This is a genomic window from Sphingobacterium sp. UBA5670 (assembly GCF_002420705.1).
Lineage (GTDB): Bacteria > Bacteroidota > Bacteroidia > Sphingobacteriales > Sphingobacteriaceae > Sphingobacterium.
In genome coordinates this window covers 52,881-73,462 of record NZ_DIIM01000010.1, presented here as the reverse complement: position 1 = coordinate 73,462, position 20,582 = coordinate 52,881, and the positions used below count along the sequence as shown (strand labels likewise).

Sequence of the window (20,582 nt, the reverse complement as noted above, 5' to 3'; positions counted from 1 at the left end):
TTGGTTATTGAATTATGTATTAGGTTTATGTATTTAGGGAGGACCTGTTTGCTACAAACAGTCCATTACCGCTATTCCCTAGGGAAGAGTTGAAGATAATTTTTCGCTTTCATTTGATTGGTTATTAAGTATGAAAACGAATATATTGGCGAGGGGTATAATAGAAGATTAACAGAAGATTAACAGGTATCCAAAAACACTATTAACAACTGTATATCAACACATTAAAATTTTAAATATTTTTTCTTAATCTATACAGTCTTTAAAACTTTTGGGGTAAGCTTCACCATATAAACGAGCGTAGATCTGACAGAAATTATCATAGCACTGTAAGGCCAGGCTGTGATAGCCAAGCTGTAACAAGGAACGACATTTATGAACCATCGCCTCCTCATTGATTTCATCAAAATAGAATATCTTATTGCAGATCTCAATAATCAGTTCAGCATTATCCTGCACATTCAGATTTTCAATAAAATTGCCCAACGTTGTGAGCACCAGAATAGACATTTCGCTTTTAAAATTATCGAGCCACTCATAGTCCACTTCGAAAAGGAAGCCTCCTTTGTCAATTATATCGAGTAATTCTCTAATTTCAGTTTCTGTAAAATATTTTTTATTGGATACCATCCTGCTGAAGCGGAGGTAATCGATATACAATGTATCCATTGGCTCTATGCACCAGTAACCACTTTTTTTGGTAACCCTAAAATCACCCAATTGCTCGAGTAAGCTATTGAGCTTGGCGATGTTCACTGATCGATTATTACGCGCACTGGACTGGCTCTTATCGGACCAAAATAGCTCAGTCAACTTCTCTGAGCTAATTCCCCGCTCCCATCGTACGGTATAAAGAATAAAAATCAGCAGCATTTCTTTAAGCAATGGCGAAAACTTCTTTGTGATTTCTTTTCCACCAAGATCCACAATCTGTAAGTCGCCGCCGAAAAGGTAGATTCCGGCGCCATGTCGGGTTTCAAATCCCTTGGCCACTTTCTTGGGTTGCGGAAGATGTACCAATTGCCCGCTCTTATCTTGTTCAGTCTCCATCAAGGGAGCTGCTTGTAGGTGCGGCTCTCCTATTTTATCGGTTTCCATGACGGAAATAATTTGTTTTTTTTGCTTGCTTCTTTTTCGATACCACCAGATCAAGAACGATAATCCCATTATAGCGAGGGCATAAAGGCTGTATTTAAGCAGCGTAGGCTTAGCCAAAGGCATTATACCCTGTTCAGACGGTAAAGGGGGGGCCAGCAAAGTATAAATCGTTGCCTTCGTCAAATCGGTCTTGTCATCATAAAACAAGGTGACTGCAACGAAAGACCTAGATTTCGGTGCATAATAGAGATCGGCAAAAGAACGGATGTCATGAAAATCGAAGGGTATGCTGCTCCCCAGAAACTGGTATTGTGTCCCTTTGAGGCTGCCTGCCACCAGTTGTAAATGTGTTTTGAATTTATTGTTCGGGAAAATCAATCCATAAAACAGTCCACTACTATCTTCAACGACCAAACTATTGGCCCATACCATATCGGCGAATGCAGATGAAAATTCGTAAACTTTTAGAGACTTGCGATTTTTAAAATCAAGTTTAAGAAAATCATTTGAAATGCGGGGATTCAACATTTGATCTCCTGTGGAACTGCCATAACCACCGGCCAGGTATACCCCATCTTTTCCCTGCCCCATTCCCGCAAGATAATGCGGAAATATCTCATCACCTGCAAACGGAATGCTATCCCAAGATTGTGTAGGCAGATGATAACGCAATATGCCCGCTTTGTATTTAAAATGTCCATAGCCTCCGATCATATAGATACTCGTGTCGGACGAACTAAAATATTTATTGAACAGCCAATAGTTTGTGCCTACTGCGGGAAAATCAAATTGTTTATTCCATGTTCGACTGGTGGAATCATAAGCTGTGACAATTTTTTGGTCGATGGAGATATTCAAGACGCTCTTTTTGATCGGATCAAAAAGCGATTGGCTGCCATTGACGAGTAGGAGCTTCCCATCCGCATATTCTTGGGATCTTACTTCGTTGCCGCCGACCTTTCCAATCATAAGACGCTTTGTCCCGACAAAAAACACGGTCTCATCATTCTTGTCGAAAGCCACGCTTGCCTGCCCTTCCAAGGAAAAAGAAGATTGCATTTTCCATTCGCTGCGTCGCCGTTTAATCCAAATGGGATTATTAATTTCAGCTATGTTTTTTCGCTGCGCATCCAAACTCTTTGTTCCTATGGATTCATCCAAGGGCCAATAGAATTTAGGTTTATCGTTTTCTCCTATTCGAATATCCTTTAAACGCATCGGCGGCACATCCATAGCCTGGAAGTTTTTGATTGTGGTTGCCCCAAATACCAGTTTAAACTGAGATGCAAAGCGCCTTTTCAACGGATAAGTATAGTGCTTTCCACGACAGAAAAACGAGACCTGCTGTCTATCAGCATCCAATTCCAGCCGCATAGGAGTCCAGTTATAATACAGTTGCAAAGGTGTAATATTGAAGGAGACAGGTGTAAAATCCTCCCCCACCACCAATTTAAAATGCTTGTCCTGATCTAGTCGCCGGTCATATATCAGATCAATATTGACTCCATCGTCAGTAATCAGGCGAAAAATATAGCCGAAATAGTCCTGCTGGAACGGCAAAAAAGAAAGATCAAAGGAAATGGATAGTTTGTGCTGGAATGAAATGGATTCCTTAGCCCCTATCTGCAGGCTCGTCCGCTTGTCTGCCTCCATATTATGGCTGGCAAACTCCAATCCATATTGTGCTGATCCAATCTGATAGATTAGTATAAACAACAAAAACAGAAAAAGATGTCTTGATTTTTTCTTCACAATTTAGATTAAGCCTGATTTCAAAAATATAAAATTTTAGATAGAAATCTAAAATTTCTATCACTATTGCCTGCCAATTTCCGTGACACTTTACGGTGTGGAGCTTACCATCCAAAATCCACTGGTTCCCAGTTTCAGGCGCGTAAAAATATCGCTACGCTTAGCACAATCATTGGGATATTAAGGGATATTACCTATCTTCGACAAGCCTAATCCGACAAGGAAAAAGCAAGCATAAACCAATTCATTCTAATGTGATCATCATGAATCTCTTAAAATCCTGCCTCCTTATCATTATCTCTATTTTTTTTCATATACACAGCCAGGCACAGCTTACTCCAAAGATCATTGATCTGTCAAACTATGGTGTGCTTCCAAATACAGGCACCAATAGTACTCCATCAGTCAATAAGGCCATTCAATCCATTCTCGGCAAAACCAATAAAAAACAGTTTATTGTCTTAAAATTCAAAAAGGGACGTTATGACTTCCACCCTGAAGGTGCATTGACCAGGACGTATTATATCTCCAATCACGATCAGGACAATCCCAAGACTGTAGGTATGGCATTCGAGCAATGTGACAATATAACGATCGACGGACAAGGCTCCGATTTTATTTATCACGGCAGGATGCTGCCGATTGCATTGATAGAGAATAAGAATTTAACCCTGAAAAATATCCATATTGATTTTGAGCGCCCTCAGATCTGTCAGGTTAAGATCCTACAAAACGATACCATCAACGGTACAATCACCTACCAAACCGCTCCTTGGGTAACCTATAAAATTAAAGACAGCACCTTTTACAATACCGGCGAAGGTTGGGAACTTAAGCCAACATCTGGCATTGCCTTCGAAGAAAAAACCAAACGCATTGTCTATAATACAAGTGATATTCGCGTGGGCACGACCAAAGTGAAAGAGCTCTCTCCGGGTATTATTCAAGCGCAGCAATGGAAGAACAGCAAGCTTATACCGGGTACCGTCGTTGCCATGCGCGCTGGATTTCGTCCCAACCCTGGCTTATTTGTCCATAAGGGAAAAAATATACGACTTGAAAATATCTCCGTCCATTACGCTGAAGGCATGGGCTTGTTAGCTCAATTAACGGACAACATCACCTTAGAAGGTTTCCGAATTGCACTTCGCAACGATCAGGATCCGCGCTATTTTACAGCTCAGGCAGATGCAACGCATTTTTCGGGATGCAAGGGCCTTGTTGTTTCGAAAAACGGACTCTACGAAAATATGATGGATGATGCCATCAATATACACGGTACTTACCTCAAAATTACCAAACGACTGGACGACAAAACCTTGATCGGTCGTTATATGCACGATCAATCGTATGGTTTTGACTGGGGTTATAGCGGTGATACCGTCCAGTTTATCCAATCAAAGACGATGGAACTCTGGGACCAGAAAAATAAGATCCAATCCATCACCGTCCTACGCGATAAGGCCACAGACCCTACCCGCGAATTCAAGATTACGTTAAGCAAACCGCTGGACCCTGCTATTGATCCGGCAAAAATGGATATTGGCATCGAAAATCTTACCTGGACACCAAGCGTTGTATTCAGCGGCAATACCATACGTCATAACAGGGCACGTGGTGCTTTATTCAGCACGCCCAAAAAGACCCTCGTAGAAAACAATCTTTTTGATCATACTTCGGGTACCGCCATTCTCCTTTGCGGTGATGCCAACGGCTGGTATGAAACTGGCAGCTGTCACGATATTCGCATCCGTAACAATACGTTTATCAATGCCTTGACCAATATGTTCCAATTTACCAATGCGATTATATCAATCTATCCTGAAATTCCGGATTTAAAAAACCAGCAAAAATACTTCCATAGCCATATCATTATTGAAGACAATCTCTTCGAAACTTTCGACAAGCCCATTCTCTATGCGAAGTCTGTGGATGGATTGGTGTTTCGCAACAATAGGATCAAAACCAACCAGGAATATCCGTCTTTTCATTGGAACAAAAAGCCCCTATTTTTTGAACGTGTCACACACAGTAGCATCTCAAACAATACAGTCAATGGAAAGAAAAGTGACTTGCAGACATTAGATCAATAATAACCTGATATTCAAACTCATTAAATTGTCGTTATGATCATTCTCAAAAGTAATAAAGCATTGCTGTTGTCTGCTCTACTTAGCGGGCTAAACTTGGACAGCTATCCCCAATCTGCTGCCCAAAAGCATGTTACTCAGCATTCTGATCGACCCAATATCGTTGTATTCTTTGTAGACGATCTCGGCTGGCAGGACATGTCGGAGCCATTTTTCAAGGTCAAAACTCCGATTAATGAGAAATTCCATACCCCTTATCTGGAAACATTGGCCAAAGATGCGATCAAGTTTACCAATGCGTATGCGACACCGGTATGTACCCCTTCCCGTGTGAGTTTTCTAACAGGTCTGAATGCTGCGCATCATCGTGTCACCAATTGGACTCATCCCAAAGCCGACACACCAACCGACAGTAAAAATGAGTTGCTCAATCCACCAGATTGGAATATCAATGGGCTGAGTCCAGTACCTCATGTCCCCCATACCATATATGCTACCCCTTTCCCAAGCATCCTAAAGTCTAATGGTTATTATACCATTCATGTCGGCAAAGCACAAACTTAACGTAATAAACGTCCGTACCTCTACTTTAACTTTGGCAGCTATCCTTTATGGAATTAACTCAATCAGCAATTGTTAACTAAAAACTCTCAACAGATCGGTTAATTGAATGTACTGTTTATCATGCACAATAAAACCGAATTTTTTATTGGAGATCATCTATAAAACAGGATAAATTTCAGCAGCAGCCACAAAATAAATTTACTTTTAACGATTTATTCGAAAAATTGAAAGTCAATTCTATTTTAATTTTATTCAACCTAATTTTGAACCTATTATAAACTATAAGACCAATTTTTCCTTGACATAACCTTTATAAATAGGTCAAATTTTTAATGAATTTCAAAAAATTAAATACAAAATATAAAAAATACTCACGAATATTGCCCTTATTTAATAAAATATGTATTATTGAAAAAAGTTATATTCCTCGACCCTACTCATCTATGGAATTTAACTTCACACTATCATATCATGGAAAACGATAAATATGCATCTCATCATGACGAAAGCTTATTAGCAAGGCTTCGAGAAGGCGATTTAGAGGCTTTCAATATTTTGTATGATAAGTATTGGTCCGTATTATTAGATGAATCCTACAAAAGGCTCGAAGATCTAGCTTCATGCGAGGAGATTGTTCAGGATGTATTTATCGAACTTTGGGAACACTGTACCAAGAGAGAGATTCACAACTTAGGAGCCTACCTCTTTACTTGCATGAAATACAAGGTTTTCGAAATCTATAAAAAAAACAAACGCAGAAATATACTCATAGAAGAAAAACATCAGTTCTACGAATGGCAGGAAGCTGTAGAGGGAGATCAGTATGCCGAAAAGGATCTAAAATCTTTAATTGAACAATGGGTAGCCAATCTTCCAAAAAAGAGAAAAGAAATCTTTAAAATGAGATACCTTGATGGACTGACCACAAAGGAAATTAGCGATCTGACCGAAACTTCCCAAAACACAGTCCAAAATCATCTCAGCGTATCAATCCAAAAGCTAAAAAAACTTGTTATTCAGCATTTTTTGATACTACTTTTAATTTTATTTGACTGTAAATAAACAACTTACAAATAATAAGCAAAATAGACTAGTACATTTTCCTCGCTTAAAGGCACTATCTAAGTGAACATTGTACTAATCCTATGCAATCTAACCAAGAGCTTGAAAAGCTAATTGACAAATACTTAAAGGGCGAAGCCAATTCAGATGAAATAGATATCGTAGAACGCTTTTTCGATTCATTCTCCTCCCGTCCAAATTTACTGAATACACTCAATGATGAAGTGCGGGAAGCACTAAAAACTCGTATTCATACCCGAATTATGGATAGATTAGCGGTTAAAAAGAAACGTACATTCAGTTTTTCTCAAATTGCTGCCGCTGCAGCCGTCTTGTGCATTGCTTTAGCTAGTCTCTATTTATACAAAATAAAATCCCCCAACAATCAAGAAATCACGCTATTAAATGGACAACAGCGTCAAATCGTACTAGACGACGGCACAAAGATTACGCTCAATGCCTCCAGTAAAATAATCTACCCTACCTCATTTAAAGACTCGAGCACACGTGAGGTTACTTTAATAGGAGAAGCATTTTTTGACGTCAAAAAAGATCCGTCCAAACCTTTCCTTATTCACACTCCAAGAATGGAAATTAGCGTATTAGGCACAGCTTTCAATGTGCGCGATTATACGGAAGAAAATAATGCGGAAACAGCTCTTGTGCGGGGTAAAGTATCGATCTGGAAGACTGGGGCCAACGATCAGAAATTTATATTAAAACCCAAAGAAAAATTTGTGATCACAAAGGTAAATGAATCCGAAGAGAAATCCCCGTCTACAACGGCTAAAATGGTCTCTACTCCTATAGTCGTAGCTATCCAGCCATTCTCCGTCTCGGAAAAAGATGGGTCTGCCCTAGAGACCGAATGGTTATTAAATCGGATGACAATTCAAGACGAAAGATTACTTGATATCGCGTTGAAACTAGAGCGTATGTATGGGGTGGAAATTAAAATTACCAATAAATCAATTGCTAGCCAACGCTATTCAGCAACATTTGAAAATGAACAACTCGAAAATATCCTAAAAGCATTACAAACTGTCAATTACTTTCAAATTAAAAAAACGGGGAAAAATCAATTGCAACTATTTTAAAAAAAATCAACCTACATAACTCACATGAACAAAACAAAACCCAAATTTAGAAAAGAGTCGAGATTGGCATTACTGCTTGTTTGTCTAAGCACCTTACATGTACAGAGCTTCGCCTATTCTCAAACTGAAAAAATTGACCTCTCCATCCAAGGCGGAAAGCTTGAAGATGTTTTTCAAACAATCAATGACAAGAGCAAATACAAAATGTTCTTTAGCAAATCAATTCTTCCCAATACCACGGTCAATATTGTAGGAAAGAAAATCAGTGTAAAAGATATTCTTTCCCAATCTCTGGCCGGAAGCAACTTAACATGGGAAATATTGGACAACAATATTATTGCTGTAAAAGAAAAACAACAGAATCAACAACATATTGCGGGCCAAGTAGTCAACGAAAATGGAGCACCACTGGCAGGGGTATCTGTCATCATTAAAGACTGGCAAAAAGCAGAATACCGCAATATGCAAACAAGCACTGCAACTGATGTCAATGGACAATGGGGACTCCGTATTCCAAATGACGATGTCATTATTACTTTTTCTTTTATAGGTTATCAAAAGGTCGATATTCCAGCAAAACAACTGATTGCTAACCCTACTCCTATTAGACTTAAACCCGAAGAAGGCAGTTTGGAAGAAGTGGTTGTTATTGGCTATGGTACGACAACACGTAGACTAAACACAGGGTCTGTTGCTTCGATTACAGCAAAAGACATCACCTCTCAACCGGTAAGTAATCCCCTTGCTGCGCTATCCGGAAGAATGTCAGGCGTATTAATCGCCCAAAACAATGGGGTACCTGGAAGCGCTGTTCAGATTCAGATCAGAAATCAGGCTTCCTTAAGTGGTACGACATCAGGATCAATCCCATTGTATGTTATTGATGGAGTTCCATTTACAAATTTTAATGGTGGACAACCTGCTACTGATAACCTCAATTCATTTGGTATCTCAGCTTCTTCTGGCGGGTTAAGTCCTTTCAGTATGATTAATCCTGCAGACATTGAACGTATCGATGTGTTGAAAGATGCCGATGCCACGGCGATTTATGGAAGTCGGGGCGCAAATGGTGTTGTATTGATTACCACAAAAAAGGGATCTGCAGGCCGCACCCGTATCGGTGTCAATTTCAATACCGGATTTACAGAGGTCAACCGCTTTATCCCCATGTTAAATCTCGATGAATATCTAAACTTAAGAAAAGAGGCCTTTGCCAATGCAGGGGTTACACCTACAGTAGATAATGCTCCTGATCTTATGCTATGGGATCAAAATAAATCAACTGACTGGCAAAAAATGCTTATTGGAAACAAAGGGCATATAACCGACATTCAAGCGAATATGTCTGGAGGAAACGAATCTACGCGCTTTTTCTTTAATTCAGGATATAGACGCGAAAGCACCGTATTTTATGGGGATAGCAAAAATAGTCGTTTTACTTCTCGATTAAATCTAGATCACACCTCTTCTGATAAAAAATTCAATGCAGCTCTATCAGTGAGCTATGCAAATGATAATTCGGATATGCCTTCGTCTGATGTCACATCACTCTACAATTTGGCCCCAAATTATCCAATTTATGGTGACAATGGAAAGTACTATTGGTTACCGTCATCGGCATTTATTGACAATCCGATCGCATTGCTCGAACGCAAATATTTTGGCAATACCAATAATCTGATCTCAAATGCCAACTTGAGTTATAAAATCATACCGGGACTAACAGCAAAAGCAAATTTTGGTTACACAATCACTCAATTGAACCAAAATAGTCAACGGCCAATTACGTCTCTAAATAATACTGTATCAAATCCGCTTGGTTCATCAAGTTTCTCCAATACAAAGGCCGAAAATTGGATCATTGAACCGACTTTGGATTATGTAAAAAGTGTTGGACAAGGTAAATTGACGGCATTGATCGGTACAAGTTTTCAGCAGAATTCATCACGCTCGCAGACAACCAATGGCTCTAACTACTCAAACGATGCACTTTTAGGGTCACTCAGTGCGGCGGGATTATTCACAGCAAGCAATAACCTTGTTTACTACAAGTACAATGCAGTATTCGGAAAAGTGAATTACGACTGGAAAGAGAAATATTTGTTCAATGGAACTTTCAGAAGAGATGGTTCATCTCGTTTCGGCCCCAAAAATCGATTCGGTAATTTTGGCGCAGTAGGGTTAGGATGGGTCTTTGGAAAAGAAGATTTTGTGCAGGATAATCTGCCATTTTTAAGTTTTGGTAAATTGAGAGCAAGTTATGGAACAACAGGTAATGATCAAATTTCAAATTACCTTTATCTCCCCCTCTACTCTTCGACTACGGCTTATTTAAATAATCCTTCCATGAATATTGGAACACTCCCAAATGAATATATCAAATGGGAAACGACCAAAAAATTGGAGTTTGCGCTAGATCTAGGTTTTTTAAAGGATAGAATTTTATTTACTGGAAATTTTTTCAGAAATCGTTCCTCTGATCAAATAACTGATTTAGTTTTAAGTACCCAAACGGGCTACAATAGTTACAAAGAAAACTTACCGGCTCTGATCCAAAATACAGGTTTGGAATTGGAGCTGAATACAACTAATGTTACAAATGAAAGTTTTACATGGAAAACGTCAGCTAACTTCACTTTTTATAAAAATAAACTTGTAGAATTTCCTGGAATTGAAAATACATTCTATGCCAGTAGTTTTCTGGTGGGTGAGCCGCTCAATATGATCCGCTTGTATCACTATCAAGGTGTGGACCCGGCAACAGGAAGAGCTTTATATGAAGACCGCAATGGTGATGGAGCTATTACAGGTGATGACCGTTATGTTGCTGATTTAGGTACACCTTTTTATGGCGGATTTAATAACACGTTCTCCTACAAAGGTTTTGAAATTGGCGTATTTTTTCAATTTAATCACCGCTTTGGTGTAACCAAAATCCTCAATACAAGACCTGGAGCGATGGTCAACCAAAACGATTATTGGTTGGACAGATGGACACCGAATAACACCAATACAAACATCCCGGGTGCTATTACAACTCCCGCCGCTTCGGCTGAGGGAACCGCCTTAAGCAACTCTTATAACCAGTATACAAGTTCTGACGCAGTTTATGGTGATGCTTCGTACCTCAAATTAAGGTCTGTCAATCTATCTTACAACTTACCTAAGAGCTGGACTTCGAGACTAAAGATGTCTAACTGCAATGTCTTTATACAAGGTCAAAACCTATTTACATGGGCCAAAAATAAATATGTTCTAGATACCGAAACTACTGTCCAAGGAGGGCCTTCTGGTTTAGGAACCGGAACCATTGCTCAGGTACTCCCACCATTGCGTACGATTGTATTTGGATTTAACTGTCAATTTTAAAACTAGAAATCATGAAATTAAATATTAATAAAACCATACTATTATTAACGATTACCAGCGGATCCCTTCTTGTCAGCTCCTGCGAAAAATTTGTGGATTTGGGTGCTCCACCAACACAGGTACTTGCCAGTGAGGCATTCGCTACAGATGCTTCAGCCAACAGTGTTATACGCGGATTGTATACGGCAACATTAAGCATCAATCTCGCTGGAACATCAACTTTCTATACTGGGCTTGCTGCCGATGACCTCCAGTATAATGCTACCGACCCAAATACAGCCGAATTCTATAGCAACAGCCTTTTGAACACGAACGGCAATGTCGCTAATTTCTGGTCAAATTGTTACCAACTTATCAAGAATGCAAATAATGCAATCTCGGGTCTAGAGGCATCAACCACCCTTACCCAAAGTGTAAAGGACCAACTCCTGGGTGAAGCTAAATTTTTTAGGGCTTACGCCTATTTCTATCTCGCTAACCTTTACGGAGATGTGCCACTGCAATTACGCGATGACCTCCATGCTTTTGAAGACGCAGCTCTTTCTCGAATGCCCGTGCAACAAGTGTATGATCAGATTATCGCCGACCTAAAGGATGCAGAGAGTAAAATGGCTACAACGTATGATGCGACTGCAAGTCCAAGAGGTCGAGCAAACAAAGCAGCCGCCAGTGCGCTATTGGCTAGGGTGTTTCTTTACCAAAAAGATTATCAAAATGCGGAATCTTACGCAACCAAAGTGCTGCAATCATCTGATTATGGCATGCCTACACCAGATAAAAGCTTTATAAACTCAAGTAATGAGGTTATTCTTCAACTTGGTACGCAGACCGGAGTGACTACATTTGGTTCCAATTATATTACAGCAGCTACATCTACTCCCGGTTATACGTTGCCAGACGCGGTATACAACAGCTTTGAGACAGCTCCTAACATTGATTTAAGAAAAACAAATTGGACAAGTCCAAAGACCGTATCAAACAAAATTTATTATGCGATAACGAAATATAAAGTTGCCTCAGGTACAGGATCCGAATACCATATTGTGCTTCGCTTAGCCGAACAATACCTTATTCGTGCGGAAGCAAGAGCCAGACTCGGAAAAATTACAGAAGCACGGACTGATGTGGACGCTGTTCGTAATCGTGCAGGACTAGCAGGACTTAGTACGAGCTTAAACCAAACTCAGTTACTTGCTGCAATAGAAACCGAACGCCTGCATGAATTTTTTGGTGAATTCGGCCATCGCTGGCTCGATCTGAAACGAACCGAACGCGCTAGCACTGTGCTGTCTCCTATCAAATCCAATTGGCAACCAACAGATGTCTTATTTCCTATCCCCCAAGCTCAGATCTTGATAAACAAAAACTTAACACAGAACCCTGGATATGAAGATTAATGATTAAAAAACGTTATAAAATCAAAAAATGAAAACAAAAATCTTAACAGCTGCTTTGGTCTTTTCGATATCAGCAGCCTTTGCACAAAAACAGGCAAACGGAAAATATCAACAGTACTTGCCGATTATCGAAAAAGGGACTCTCACGCAAAAGGATTCTCTTACCAACGTGTTGATGAGTGAACTAAAGACTTATAAATCTGAAGATGAGTACCGCACGACTATCAACATCTTACGCTCGTTGGGAAAAGAAGAGCAGCAATCTTCGGTAGAAGCATTAGCAAAGAAAAAATATCCAAAAGGATCATTAACTCGAGATGCCTTTATAACTGATGTTTTCTATAATGCAAGTACCCCGGTACAGAAAGAAAATGCATATAATGAACTCATAAAGAAATGGCCAGTCAAAAACTTTAGTGAGGAGCCATTGACATATGATTATGTATTAGCTAATCTAGCGCAGAGTTTTGCCAACGACGGAAATGCCCCAAAAGCAATACATTATCTTGGTGAGATGAAAGAACGATTCTGGCGTGGAAACGGATATATTCCCGTAGGTCAAATCCTATTGAGCGCTGGCGATACGATTACCGCAGCACCGCTGTTAAAAACCGCTATGGATGATAGTTACTATTATCTTACCCTTCCTGAGAACCAGAAAGACAATAAAGCCCGCTTCGCAGCCATGGGGTACGCAAGCTCCATGTCAGCGTATGTAAACATCCTTGTTGCTCAGAAAAAATACGCTGAAGCGCTCGGTTATATAGAGAATGCTTTAAAGGCAGCTCCAGAGCAGGCTGATGGATTAGCAAATGTATATTACAAATCTTTAATGGGTACCGGAAGAAAGCTCGAAGCTTATAATATTCTGACTAAATTATATGCTAAAGGACAGTTTGCGGTCGAAAATGATCTTAAAACATTGTATACTGAATTAAATGGATCTGCTCAAGGATACGACAATTTTAATGCTCTATTAAAAAAGGAGCTAACACAAAACATTCGTAATCACATTAAAGAGATGGCAACCTTTAAACCTGCACCCAATTTTGAACTACTCAATCTAAAGGGTGAAAAAGTATCTTTGGCAAGTTTAAAAGGAAAAGTTGTGGTTTTAGACTTCTGGGCAACGTGGTGTCAACCTTGCGTACGTTCATTCCCTGGAATGAAAGCCGCTCAAGAATCTTATGCAGATGATAAAGATGTACAATTTTTATTCATGAATACTTGGGAACGCGATAAGAACTATAAAGAGAATGTGGTATCCTTTATCACAAAAAATAACTATCCTTTTGAAGTGCTTTACGACGATCAAAAAGATCCGCAAACCGGAGAGGTCATGGCAGCAAAATTTGGCGTCAAGGGCATTCCCGCAAAATTTATCATTGACAAGGACGGAAATATCCGTTACTTTTTGACTGGATCTACGCCAAACGTAGACTATATCAAATTAGAAATGAAAGAGCTTATAGAGGCTGCTAAAAAACCTTATAAAGGCTAAAAAAAAGTCTGCCTCTAAATGGAGGCAGACTTCGATAAATTTTCCAATACCGCCTTCACGGGTCAACTACCCTGAGCCATACAGCACATAAAACTGAGCCATCGGCGAAAAAATAACCTCCTTTTGAGTCCTATCTTTGTTGCCATACAACAATGCAGATGACAACAAGAAATAACAGCAATAAGTGGCTTCGGTTTTTGAAAAGAACAATCTTAGGACTGACAGTTCTCATCGCTTTCATCGGACTATATATGATGCATCCACAATTTGGCAGAAGACCTTCGGGCGAAAGACTTCAGCGCATACAACTATCCAAGCAATTTAAGGACGGTAAATTTCGAAATATGAGCCCAACACCACAGTTAACACAACCTTGGAGGGTGGCCCTATACGATTATTTTTTTAAGCGCTCGGATGAAACGAGTCCCAAGCACGCTATACCTACGATGAACATCGACTGGACAATACTACTAAGCCAGTCCCGTGGACTTGTTTGGTTTGGGCACTCCTCCTATTTTCTTCGTTTAGATGGCAAGAACATCCTCGTCGATCCCGTATTTAGTGGCAGCGCCTCTCCTATACCGGGTAGTGTAAAGGCTTTTAAAGGAGCCGATGTCTCTACCGCGGCTGACCTGCCACAGATTGATTTTCTATTTATATCACACGATCATTACGATCACATGGATTACAAAACGCTAAAGGCTTTACAGCCCCGGGTTGGGAAAGTCATTGTTGGTCTTGGCGTTGGCTCCCACCTCGAATATTGGGGATATCGTCCCGAACAGATCATCGAAAAAGACTGGTGGGATCAGATCGATCTAGGCGACGGCTTTCAAGTAACGGTCACCCCGGCACGACATTTCTCGGGTCGAAGCATCTTTACCGCTAATACATTATGGGCCTCCTACGTCCTGCAGACACCTTCCCTAAAACTCTATTTAGGAGGTGATAGTGGCTACGATAACCATTTTAAAGAAATCGGCAATCAATTAGGTCCCTTTGATCTCGCTATATTGGAAAATGGTCAATATAACCTCAGCTGGAAACATATCCACATGATGCCAGAAGAGGTCGTCCAAGCAGCACATGACCTCAAAGCCACCGTGCTGTTTCCCGTCCATTCCTCCAAGTTTGTACTTGCCAATCATGCCTGGAACGAACCTTTGGAACGCATTTCCGCGGAAGCTGCAAAACAGCAGCAACCCTTGCTCACTCCGATGATCGGCCAGGTCATCAATCTCGATCAGCCCCCCACAGAACCTAGCTATTGGTGGAGAAAATAGTTCTATGCGACCGAATTGATGGTCGCTGGCGTTATCCCAAACTTCTCCTTGAAAGACGCATAAAAATGAGAGAGGTTTTCAAAGCCGAGATCAAGATAAAAATCGGAAGGTTTTTGACGCTTATTTTCGATCAGATAATAAGCCTCGGAAAGACGCTTTTCCTGTAGCCATTTTCGGGGTGATGTCTGAAATATCTTTTCAAAATCACGTTTAAAACTCGCTAAGCTACGGCCGGTCAGTTTCGCAAAGTTTTCGAGTGGCACATTGTACCGATAGTTCCTGACCATGAACTGTTCCAGATCTATCTTATGTGGTTCCGAAAAGTCAAACAACAGATCTTTCAGCTGCGGATAACTCTCCAATAATAAGGTAATCAATTCATAAATTTTGATCTGTTCCATCTGCGGACTCACGCGGTCGGCGGCCTCGGCATAAGGACTCAATGATTCGAAATAACTTTTGATAAACAGGTTGCTTTCCAGCATGACATTGGACTCCCCCGTGTATTTTTTATCCGAACTGAGATGATAATCCATCGCATATTGCTTCAGGCGATCTGCTTGCAACAATACGGAAACAGATTTGTAAACATTATTGGCTGCCGGATGCTTAAAAGCTTTAGCCAACTGATTTCTACGTGCCACAACAAGCTGCCCCTCCGTGGCAATTAGTTTTCCCTTCTGATGGTCGAGATGCGTCTCACCCGACAGCTGAAAAAACACCACATGCTCAGGGATAAACTGTTCGTGGCCAAATACTTTTTCGACATAACAGGAATACAAAAACGCCTTCCCGAAATCATTCTCTTCTATGCTCATTATTATTTCTCTATATACAGCCCAGCGATCATTGGTACCGATATCCAAACACCGCCCTAGCCTAAAGGTAACAAATATCCAATACCTTTTACAAAATCCAATTGCCGGAAAGCTCAATTTATACATCCTCAAAAGCTCAAGCATAAAAATAGCCCAGTCCTTAAGCATTTAAAACTACTCCGAGCTTATTGAGCCACTGGCAACAAATGCTGCTGCTATTTCTTTGCTGCAAGCCGTTTTCGTATAATACTGACAAATTCCGGCGAAACACCCAAATAAGAAGCAATATAATATTGTGGTACTCGCTGAGATATCGTAGGATAAAGCGCGATAAATTCGAGGTATCGATCTGCCGCAGGTTTGGCCATCGTATGGATCAACCTATTCTGCAAAACAGCTAGCCGGCGCTGAACCAGCATACGAAATACACGTTCAAATTTTGGAATCGTCTCCAGCAGCCGCTCTTTCGTATCTGGTGTCAGCATTAAAAACTCACTATCTTCCAATGTTTCCATGTAGAGGCTCGAAGGCGTATGATAATGAAAAGATGCAATATCACTGATCCACCAGTCTTCGACCGCAAAGGCTAAAGTTACTTCGAAGCCATTTTCGTCGAGGTAGTAGATCCGCACGCAGCCCTTTTGCAGATAACCTTCAAACTGGCAGATCTCCCCTTCCTCCAATAACATGGTCTTCTTGGGAACTTTTTTTGTCGTTAACATACCTGTGAACTGCTCGGTCTCTTCTGCGGTCAAAGTAATGCACTTAGACACATTTTTTAGAATATTTTCGTATAACATTGTATTGATCTTCGTGTAAAAAAGAATTAGATATGTTCATGTAATATATAACCCGCACCATAGATACTTTCAATGTGGAGTTTACGATCCATCTGCAATAATTTGCGGAGCCTGGAGATAAAAACCTCCAAACTCTTGCCATTGAAAAAGTCTGTATTGCCCCAAAATTGCAAGAGTAGATCTTTTTTATTGACCAACATATTTTTATTCAGAATCAAAAAATGCAGCAATTCTGCTTCCCTGACAGTGAGTTTTTGCACCTGTTGTAAACCATTATCCAGTGTAAACCGCTCCATATTGAGCCGCAGGTTGCCTATCTGCAATTCTACCTGTAAAAGAGCATCTTTGTCTGAAACGGATGCCACCTTCAATAAATTGCGAATCTTGAGCAATATTTCGTCCATATCAAAAGGTTTGGCAATATAATCAACAGCGCCTAAAGAAAGCCCCTTTAATCGAGCGTTGCGTTCATGAAGTGCTGTCAAAAAGAAAACAGGCTGTCCCGGATTACTAGCGATCATCCGTTGTGCAAGATCAAAACCATTACCATCGGGCAGCTGGATATCGATGATCAGGAGTTTGACAGAAACACGCTGAAAATTTTCCCAGCCCCCTTCAGCCGTACTTTCCCAAAGCACCGTAAATCCTTTGTAGCGCAAATAGCGCGAAAAAACCTCTCCCAGATCGGGTTCGTCTTCGATCAAAAGAATATCAATCTTGTCTTTTGCCATTGAATGCCGCATTGCCCATGTAAATATAAAAAATCGTCCCAGCAATTGGCTTTTCTTCGATATGAATTGTCCAGCCCAAACGGTCCAAACAGGATTTAATGTAATACAAACCTAATCCAAGCCCCGGTTTATTACCCGATAATCTTCCCCGATAAAATGCTGTAAATACTTTAGAACGTTCATTGGAGGCTATACCAGATCCATTATCTGCTACTTTAAGACAATATTGGTCTTGTGTCAACTGCCAAGTAAACCGAATATTTTTTTGATCACTAGGGTTAAATTTGATGGCATTGGACACCAGATTATCTAAAATCGAAAAATAATAATCTTCGTCTAGTTTCATTTCTACGTCAGGCAATAGTGCTTCGTATCGGATTTCAATCTCATCTTGATAACGCAAGCGAAGCTCATCCAGCAGCTGCTGTGTCAGCTGGTTCAGTGGAAACTGTACGACTTTTGGTGGCCGCTCCTGTAAAGCAACAGATCCCATGACCTGTTCAAAATATGCTTTGAGCCGCTTTGCCTGCCGCTCCACGACTAGCCCCAGCTGCTCCACTTCCCGCTTGTCTTTGTTAGTTTCACGGTCAATCAGGCTGTGTGCACTGATCAAGATTGTCGTCAGTGGTGTGTTGAATTCATGCCGCATATGGTTCAGAAAACTTGTTTTGAGATCGGCGAGCTTACGCTGGCTGATCCAATTTTTATAGGTCCGGTAACTAAGCAGCACAATGACGGCAATACAAGCCAAAGACAGCAAAAAAACGGGTGCCATCTGTTGGAAAATTCGCCAGCCTCGATTCTCATAATCTACATATAGGCTATACGTAAATCGATAGGGAAATGGATTTTTATCACTCACCGATAGTTCAAATACCCGATTGTTTAGCCCAGGATTTTCAAGTCTACCGCTTATGGCCCCAGCAGGATTATCACTGGCCGTTTCATAAAATGCCTTCCAAACATTAACTGTCGCATCGTAAACTTCCAATTTATCAAAATGGAATAGATAGACAAGATCTCTATCAAGTTGCTGCTGCTGTACAATCTGCTGAAAGATACTATCCAGTGATTGCTCTTGCCGCAAGCGCTTGAGAAAAGGTTCCATACATTGTTGTGCAAATTCAGAAGCATCTGAGGCACCAGTGTGCTTTTTTTTATACCAGATCGAAAGACATGGCACCAATGAAGTTTGGAATATCGTATTGCCACCAGGGAATATCTTATCGTCCATTACTGCAGCACCATAGGCATTCTGAATCAGATTGAGCTGTCCAATCTGGTAATTTTTATCTTCAAGCTTATACGTATTGAAGATCAAAAAACCGATCAACAGGGTCAAGATCAGGAAGCTGGTGCCAAATGCCCAGGGATATATATTTCTACCGGCGCTGTTCATGGTTTAAAAATAACATCTATTTATCGATCCAAGATACCATTAGGCTTTTATTAGGCTTTCATTAGGTTTCTGTTAAACACAAGTTACTCCTCCTTGTCCTATCTTTACAGCCTAACAAATTAGCAAATTATGTCCAAAATTTCCCAGACGCTACTCTGTCTATGTTACCTCCTGCTGGGCCAAAGCCTATTTGCGCAAACCAGTTTTTCAAAAAAAGTACTCGAGCAGAGCCAGCTCGATTTTGTCAATCTAGGATTTGGCATGTTTATCCACTATGGTATGCCAACTTTTATGGAACAGGACTGGTCCGATCCCAATGCTGCTCTCGAATTGTTCAAATCGCCCAAACTCAATGCAGATCAATGGGCAAAAGCGGCCAAATCGGCAAATATGAGTTATGGCTGCCTGACAACCAAGCACCACAGCGGCTTCCCGATCTGGAAGACCAAAACCACAGACTACAATGTCATGAATACACCTTTGCACCGTGATGTTGTCAAGGAGTTTACTGAAGCCTTTCGCAAAAATGGCCTTCGGGTAATGTTGTATTATTCGATACTGGATATGCACCAAGGTATACGGCCACACACAATTACCAAAGCCCATATCCAGCTGATCAAAGATCAACTAACCGAATTGCTCACCCAATATGGAGAAATCGACGCATTGGTGATTGATGGCTGGGATGCCCCTTGGTCACGCATTTCTTACGACGATGTTCCTTTCGATGACATCTATTACCTTGTCAAATCATTACAGCCCAAATGCCTATTGATGGATCTCAATTCCGCAAAATACCCCGGTGATGCCCTCTTTTATACAGATATCAAATCGTACGAACAAGGAGCTGGGCAATTTATTTCCAAAGAACACAACAAACTCCCTGCGATGGCTTGCCTTCCTTTACAGCAGAATTGGTTCTGGAAAACCTCATTTCCAAATACAGCTGTTAAGGATGTCAATGAGCTGGTTGAGAAATTCATTATCCCCTACAACAGTGCCTATTGCAACTTTATGCTCAATGTAGCTCCAAACAGTGATGGCCTCATGGATCAGAATGCGCTCGACGCCTTAAAAAAAATCGGCACATTGTACAAAAACAGACCCAACTACAGCACCCTACCAGACTACCAAGCTCCTATTGTCGACCACAATATCGCTAAACAAGTACCTTCATACAGCAGCTGGAGTGACGATATGAATATCATGGATTTTGCTAACGATGATAACTTTGGCAGCGCCTGGGTTTCCAATCCGGCAGTCAAAGGAGAAGTCTGGTATGAATTGGATTTTGAACGTAGCAAAAGCTTCAACAGCGTTGTCATTACTGAAGGAAAAGATCATCCGGCACAATACGGTCTATCTTACCTGAGGGATGGTAAATGGCAACCTATTGCAGCCACGGCTGTGCAGCAGGGGCGCATCAAGATCTTTCGGTTTGACGAAGTATTGGGACAAAAATTACGTTTCAGCATCAAAGCTCAAAAAGATCGCGCTGTCATTCATGAAATTGGCGTATATCAGGAGCGTCGATAGCAACAGCAAAACCCGATAATTCTGATTTATAAAGTTTAATATTTTCACCGAACTGGTTCAGTAAACTCTAATGATAAAGCCCCTT

General features: G+C 40.7%; 14 protein-coding genes. 9 read left to right on the top strand and 5 right to left on the bottom strand.

Annotation, left to right across the window (positions count from 1 at the left end):
• Positions 1-246 precede the first annotated feature (246 nt).
• Entirely contained in the window at positions 247-2,850 is a 2,604-nt protein-coding gene (locus B3C94_RS09300) for a galactose oxidase (protein ID WP_293902462.1), read from the bottom strand.
• 263 nt (positions 2,851-3,113) lie between these two features.
• Between B3C94_RS09300 and B3C94_RS09295 the strand changes: the two genes are divergently transcribed.
• The 8 genes from B3C94_RS09295 to B3C94_RS09260 all read left to right on the top strand — a co-directional run bounded on the left by B3C94_RS09295 (position 3,114) and on the right by B3C94_RS09260 (position 15,213).
• Entirely contained in the window at positions 3,114-4,943 is a 1,830-nt protein-coding gene (locus B3C94_RS09295; RefSeq protein WP_293902459.1) for an alpha-1,3-galactosidase-related protein, read from the top strand.
• A gap of 33 nt (positions 4,944-4,976) precedes the next feature.
• On the top strand, positions 4,977-5,504 hold the full coding sequence (locus B3C94_RS09290; protein WP_293902456.1) for a sulfatase-like hydrolase/transferase: 528 nt from the start codon (positions 4,977-4,979) through the stop codon (positions 5,502-5,504).
• Between the two features lie 471 nt (positions 5,505-5,975).
• Positions 5,976-6,566 carry an RNA polymerase sigma factor gene (locus B3C94_RS09285; protein ID WP_293902453.1) on the top strand — a complete coding sequence of 197 codons (591 nt, stop codon included), beginning with the start codon at positions 5,976-5,978 and terminating at the stop codon, positions 6,564-6,566.
• 83 nt (positions 6,567-6,649) lie between these two features.
• A complete protein-coding gene (locus B3C94_RS09280) occupies positions 6,650-7,663 on the top strand; it encodes a FecR family protein (RefSeq protein WP_293902450.1) in 1,014 nt (337 codons plus the stop codon).
• A gap of 24 nt (positions 7,664-7,687) precedes the next feature.
• On the top strand, positions 7,688-11,032 hold the full coding sequence (locus tag B3C94_RS09275) for a SusC/RagA family TonB-linked outer membrane protein (protein ID WP_293902448.1): 3,345 nt from the start codon (positions 7,688-7,690) through the stop codon (positions 11,030-11,032).
• A gap of 11 nt (positions 11,033-11,043) precedes the next feature.
• Positions 11,044-12,429: a RagB/SusD family nutrient uptake outer membrane protein gene (locus B3C94_RS09270; RefSeq protein ID WP_293902445.1), complete on the top strand. Its 1,386-nt coding sequence runs from the start codon at positions 11,044-11,046 to the stop codon at positions 12,427-12,429.
• A gap of 28 nt (positions 12,430-12,457) precedes the next feature.
• A complete protein-coding gene (locus B3C94_RS09265) occupies positions 12,458-13,930 on the top strand; it encodes a TlpA disulfide reductase family protein (protein WP_293902441.1) in 1,473 nt (490 codons plus the stop codon).
• Positions 13,931-14,088: 158 nt separating this feature from the next.
• On the top strand, positions 14,089-15,213 hold the full coding sequence (locus tag B3C94_RS09260; protein WP_293902438.1) for an MBL fold metallo-hydrolase: 1,125 nt from the start codon (positions 14,089-14,091) through the stop codon (positions 15,211-15,213).
• Positions 15,214-15,215: 2 nt separating this feature from the next.
• Here the strand turns inward: B3C94_RS09260 and B3C94_RS09255 are convergent, their stop codons facing one another.
• The 4 genes from B3C94_RS09255 to B3C94_RS09240 all read right to left on the bottom strand — a co-directional run bounded on the left by B3C94_RS09255 (position 15,216) and on the right by B3C94_RS09240 (position 18,961).
• Positions 15,216-16,031: a helix-turn-helix domain-containing protein gene (locus B3C94_RS09255; RefSeq protein ID WP_293902435.1), complete on the bottom strand. Its 816-nt coding sequence runs from the start codon at positions 16,029-16,031 to the stop codon at positions 15,216-15,218.
• A 215-nt stretch (positions 16,032-16,246) separates the two neighbouring features.
• A complete protein-coding gene (locus tag B3C94_RS09250) occupies positions 16,247-16,804 on the bottom strand; it encodes a Crp/Fnr family transcriptional regulator (protein WP_293902432.1) in 558 nt (185 codons plus the stop codon).
• A gap of 53 nt (positions 16,805-16,857) precedes the next feature.
• Positions 16,858-17,562, bottom strand: a complete 705-nt coding sequence (locus B3C94_RS09245; protein ID WP_293902429.1) for a response regulator transcription factor — start codon at positions 17,560-17,562, stop codon at positions 16,858-16,860.
• Positions 17,543-18,961: a sensor histidine kinase gene (locus tag B3C94_RS09240; RefSeq protein WP_293902426.1), complete on the bottom strand. Its 1,419-nt coding sequence runs from the start codon at positions 18,959-18,961 to the stop codon at positions 17,543-17,545. Before B3C94_RS09240 ends, B3C94_RS09245 begins: the two co-directional genes overlap by 20 nt.
• A 129-nt stretch (positions 18,962-19,090) precedes the next feature.
• Here B3C94_RS09240 and B3C94_RS09235 point away from each other — a divergent pair, with 129 nt between their 5' ends.
• Positions 19,091-20,497 carry an alpha-L-fucosidase gene (locus tag B3C94_RS09235; protein WP_293902423.1) on the top strand — a complete coding sequence of 469 codons (1,407 nt, stop codon included), beginning with the start codon at positions 19,091-19,093 and terminating at the stop codon, positions 20,495-20,497.
• The last annotated feature ends 85 nt before the right edge of the window (positions 20,498-20,582 follow it).

Coding starts and splice junctions, on each gene's coding strand:
- B3C94_RS09290 (WP_293902456.1), top strand. CDS start 4,977: ATGATCATTCTCAAAAGTAATAAAGCATTGCTGTTGTCTGCTCTACTT.
- B3C94_RS09260 (WP_293902438.1), top strand. CDS start 14,089: ATGACAACAAGAAATAACAGCAATAAGTGGCTTCGGTTTTTGAAAAGA.
- B3C94_RS09295 (WP_293902459.1), top strand. CDS start 3,114: ATGAATCTCTTAAAATCCTGCCTCCTTATCATTATCTCTATTTTTTTT.
- B3C94_RS09280 (WP_293902450.1), top strand. CDS start 6,650: ATGCAATCTAACCAAGAGCTTGAAAAGCTAATTGACAAATACTTAAAG.
- B3C94_RS09270 (WP_293902445.1), top strand. CDS start 11,044: ATGAAATTAAATATTAATAAAACCATACTATTATTAACGATTACCAGC.
- B3C94_RS09235 (WP_293902423.1), top strand. CDS start 19,091: ATGTCCAAAATTTCCCAGACGCTACTCTGTCTATGTTACCTCCTGCTG.
- B3C94_RS09285 (WP_293902453.1), top strand. CDS start 5,976: ATGGAAAACGATAAATATGCATCTCATCATGACGAAAGCTTATTAGCA.
- B3C94_RS09245 (WP_293902429.1), bottom strand. CDS start 17,562: ATGGCAAAAGACAAGATTGATATTCTTTTGATCGAAGACGAACCCGAT.
- B3C94_RS09275 (WP_293902448.1), top strand. CDS start 7,688: ATGAACAAAACAAAACCCAAATTTAGAAAAGAGTCGAGATTGGCATTA.
- B3C94_RS09265 (WP_293902441.1), top strand. CDS start 12,458: ATGAAAACAAAAATCTTAACAGCTGCTTTGGTCTTTTCGATATCAGCA.
- B3C94_RS09255 (WP_293902435.1), bottom strand. CDS start 16,031: ATGAGCATAGAAGAGAATGATTTCGGGAAGGCGTTTTTGTATTCCTGT.
- B3C94_RS09240 (WP_293902426.1), bottom strand. CDS start 18,961: ATGAACAGCGCCGGTAGAAATATATATCCCTGGGCATTTGGCACCAGC.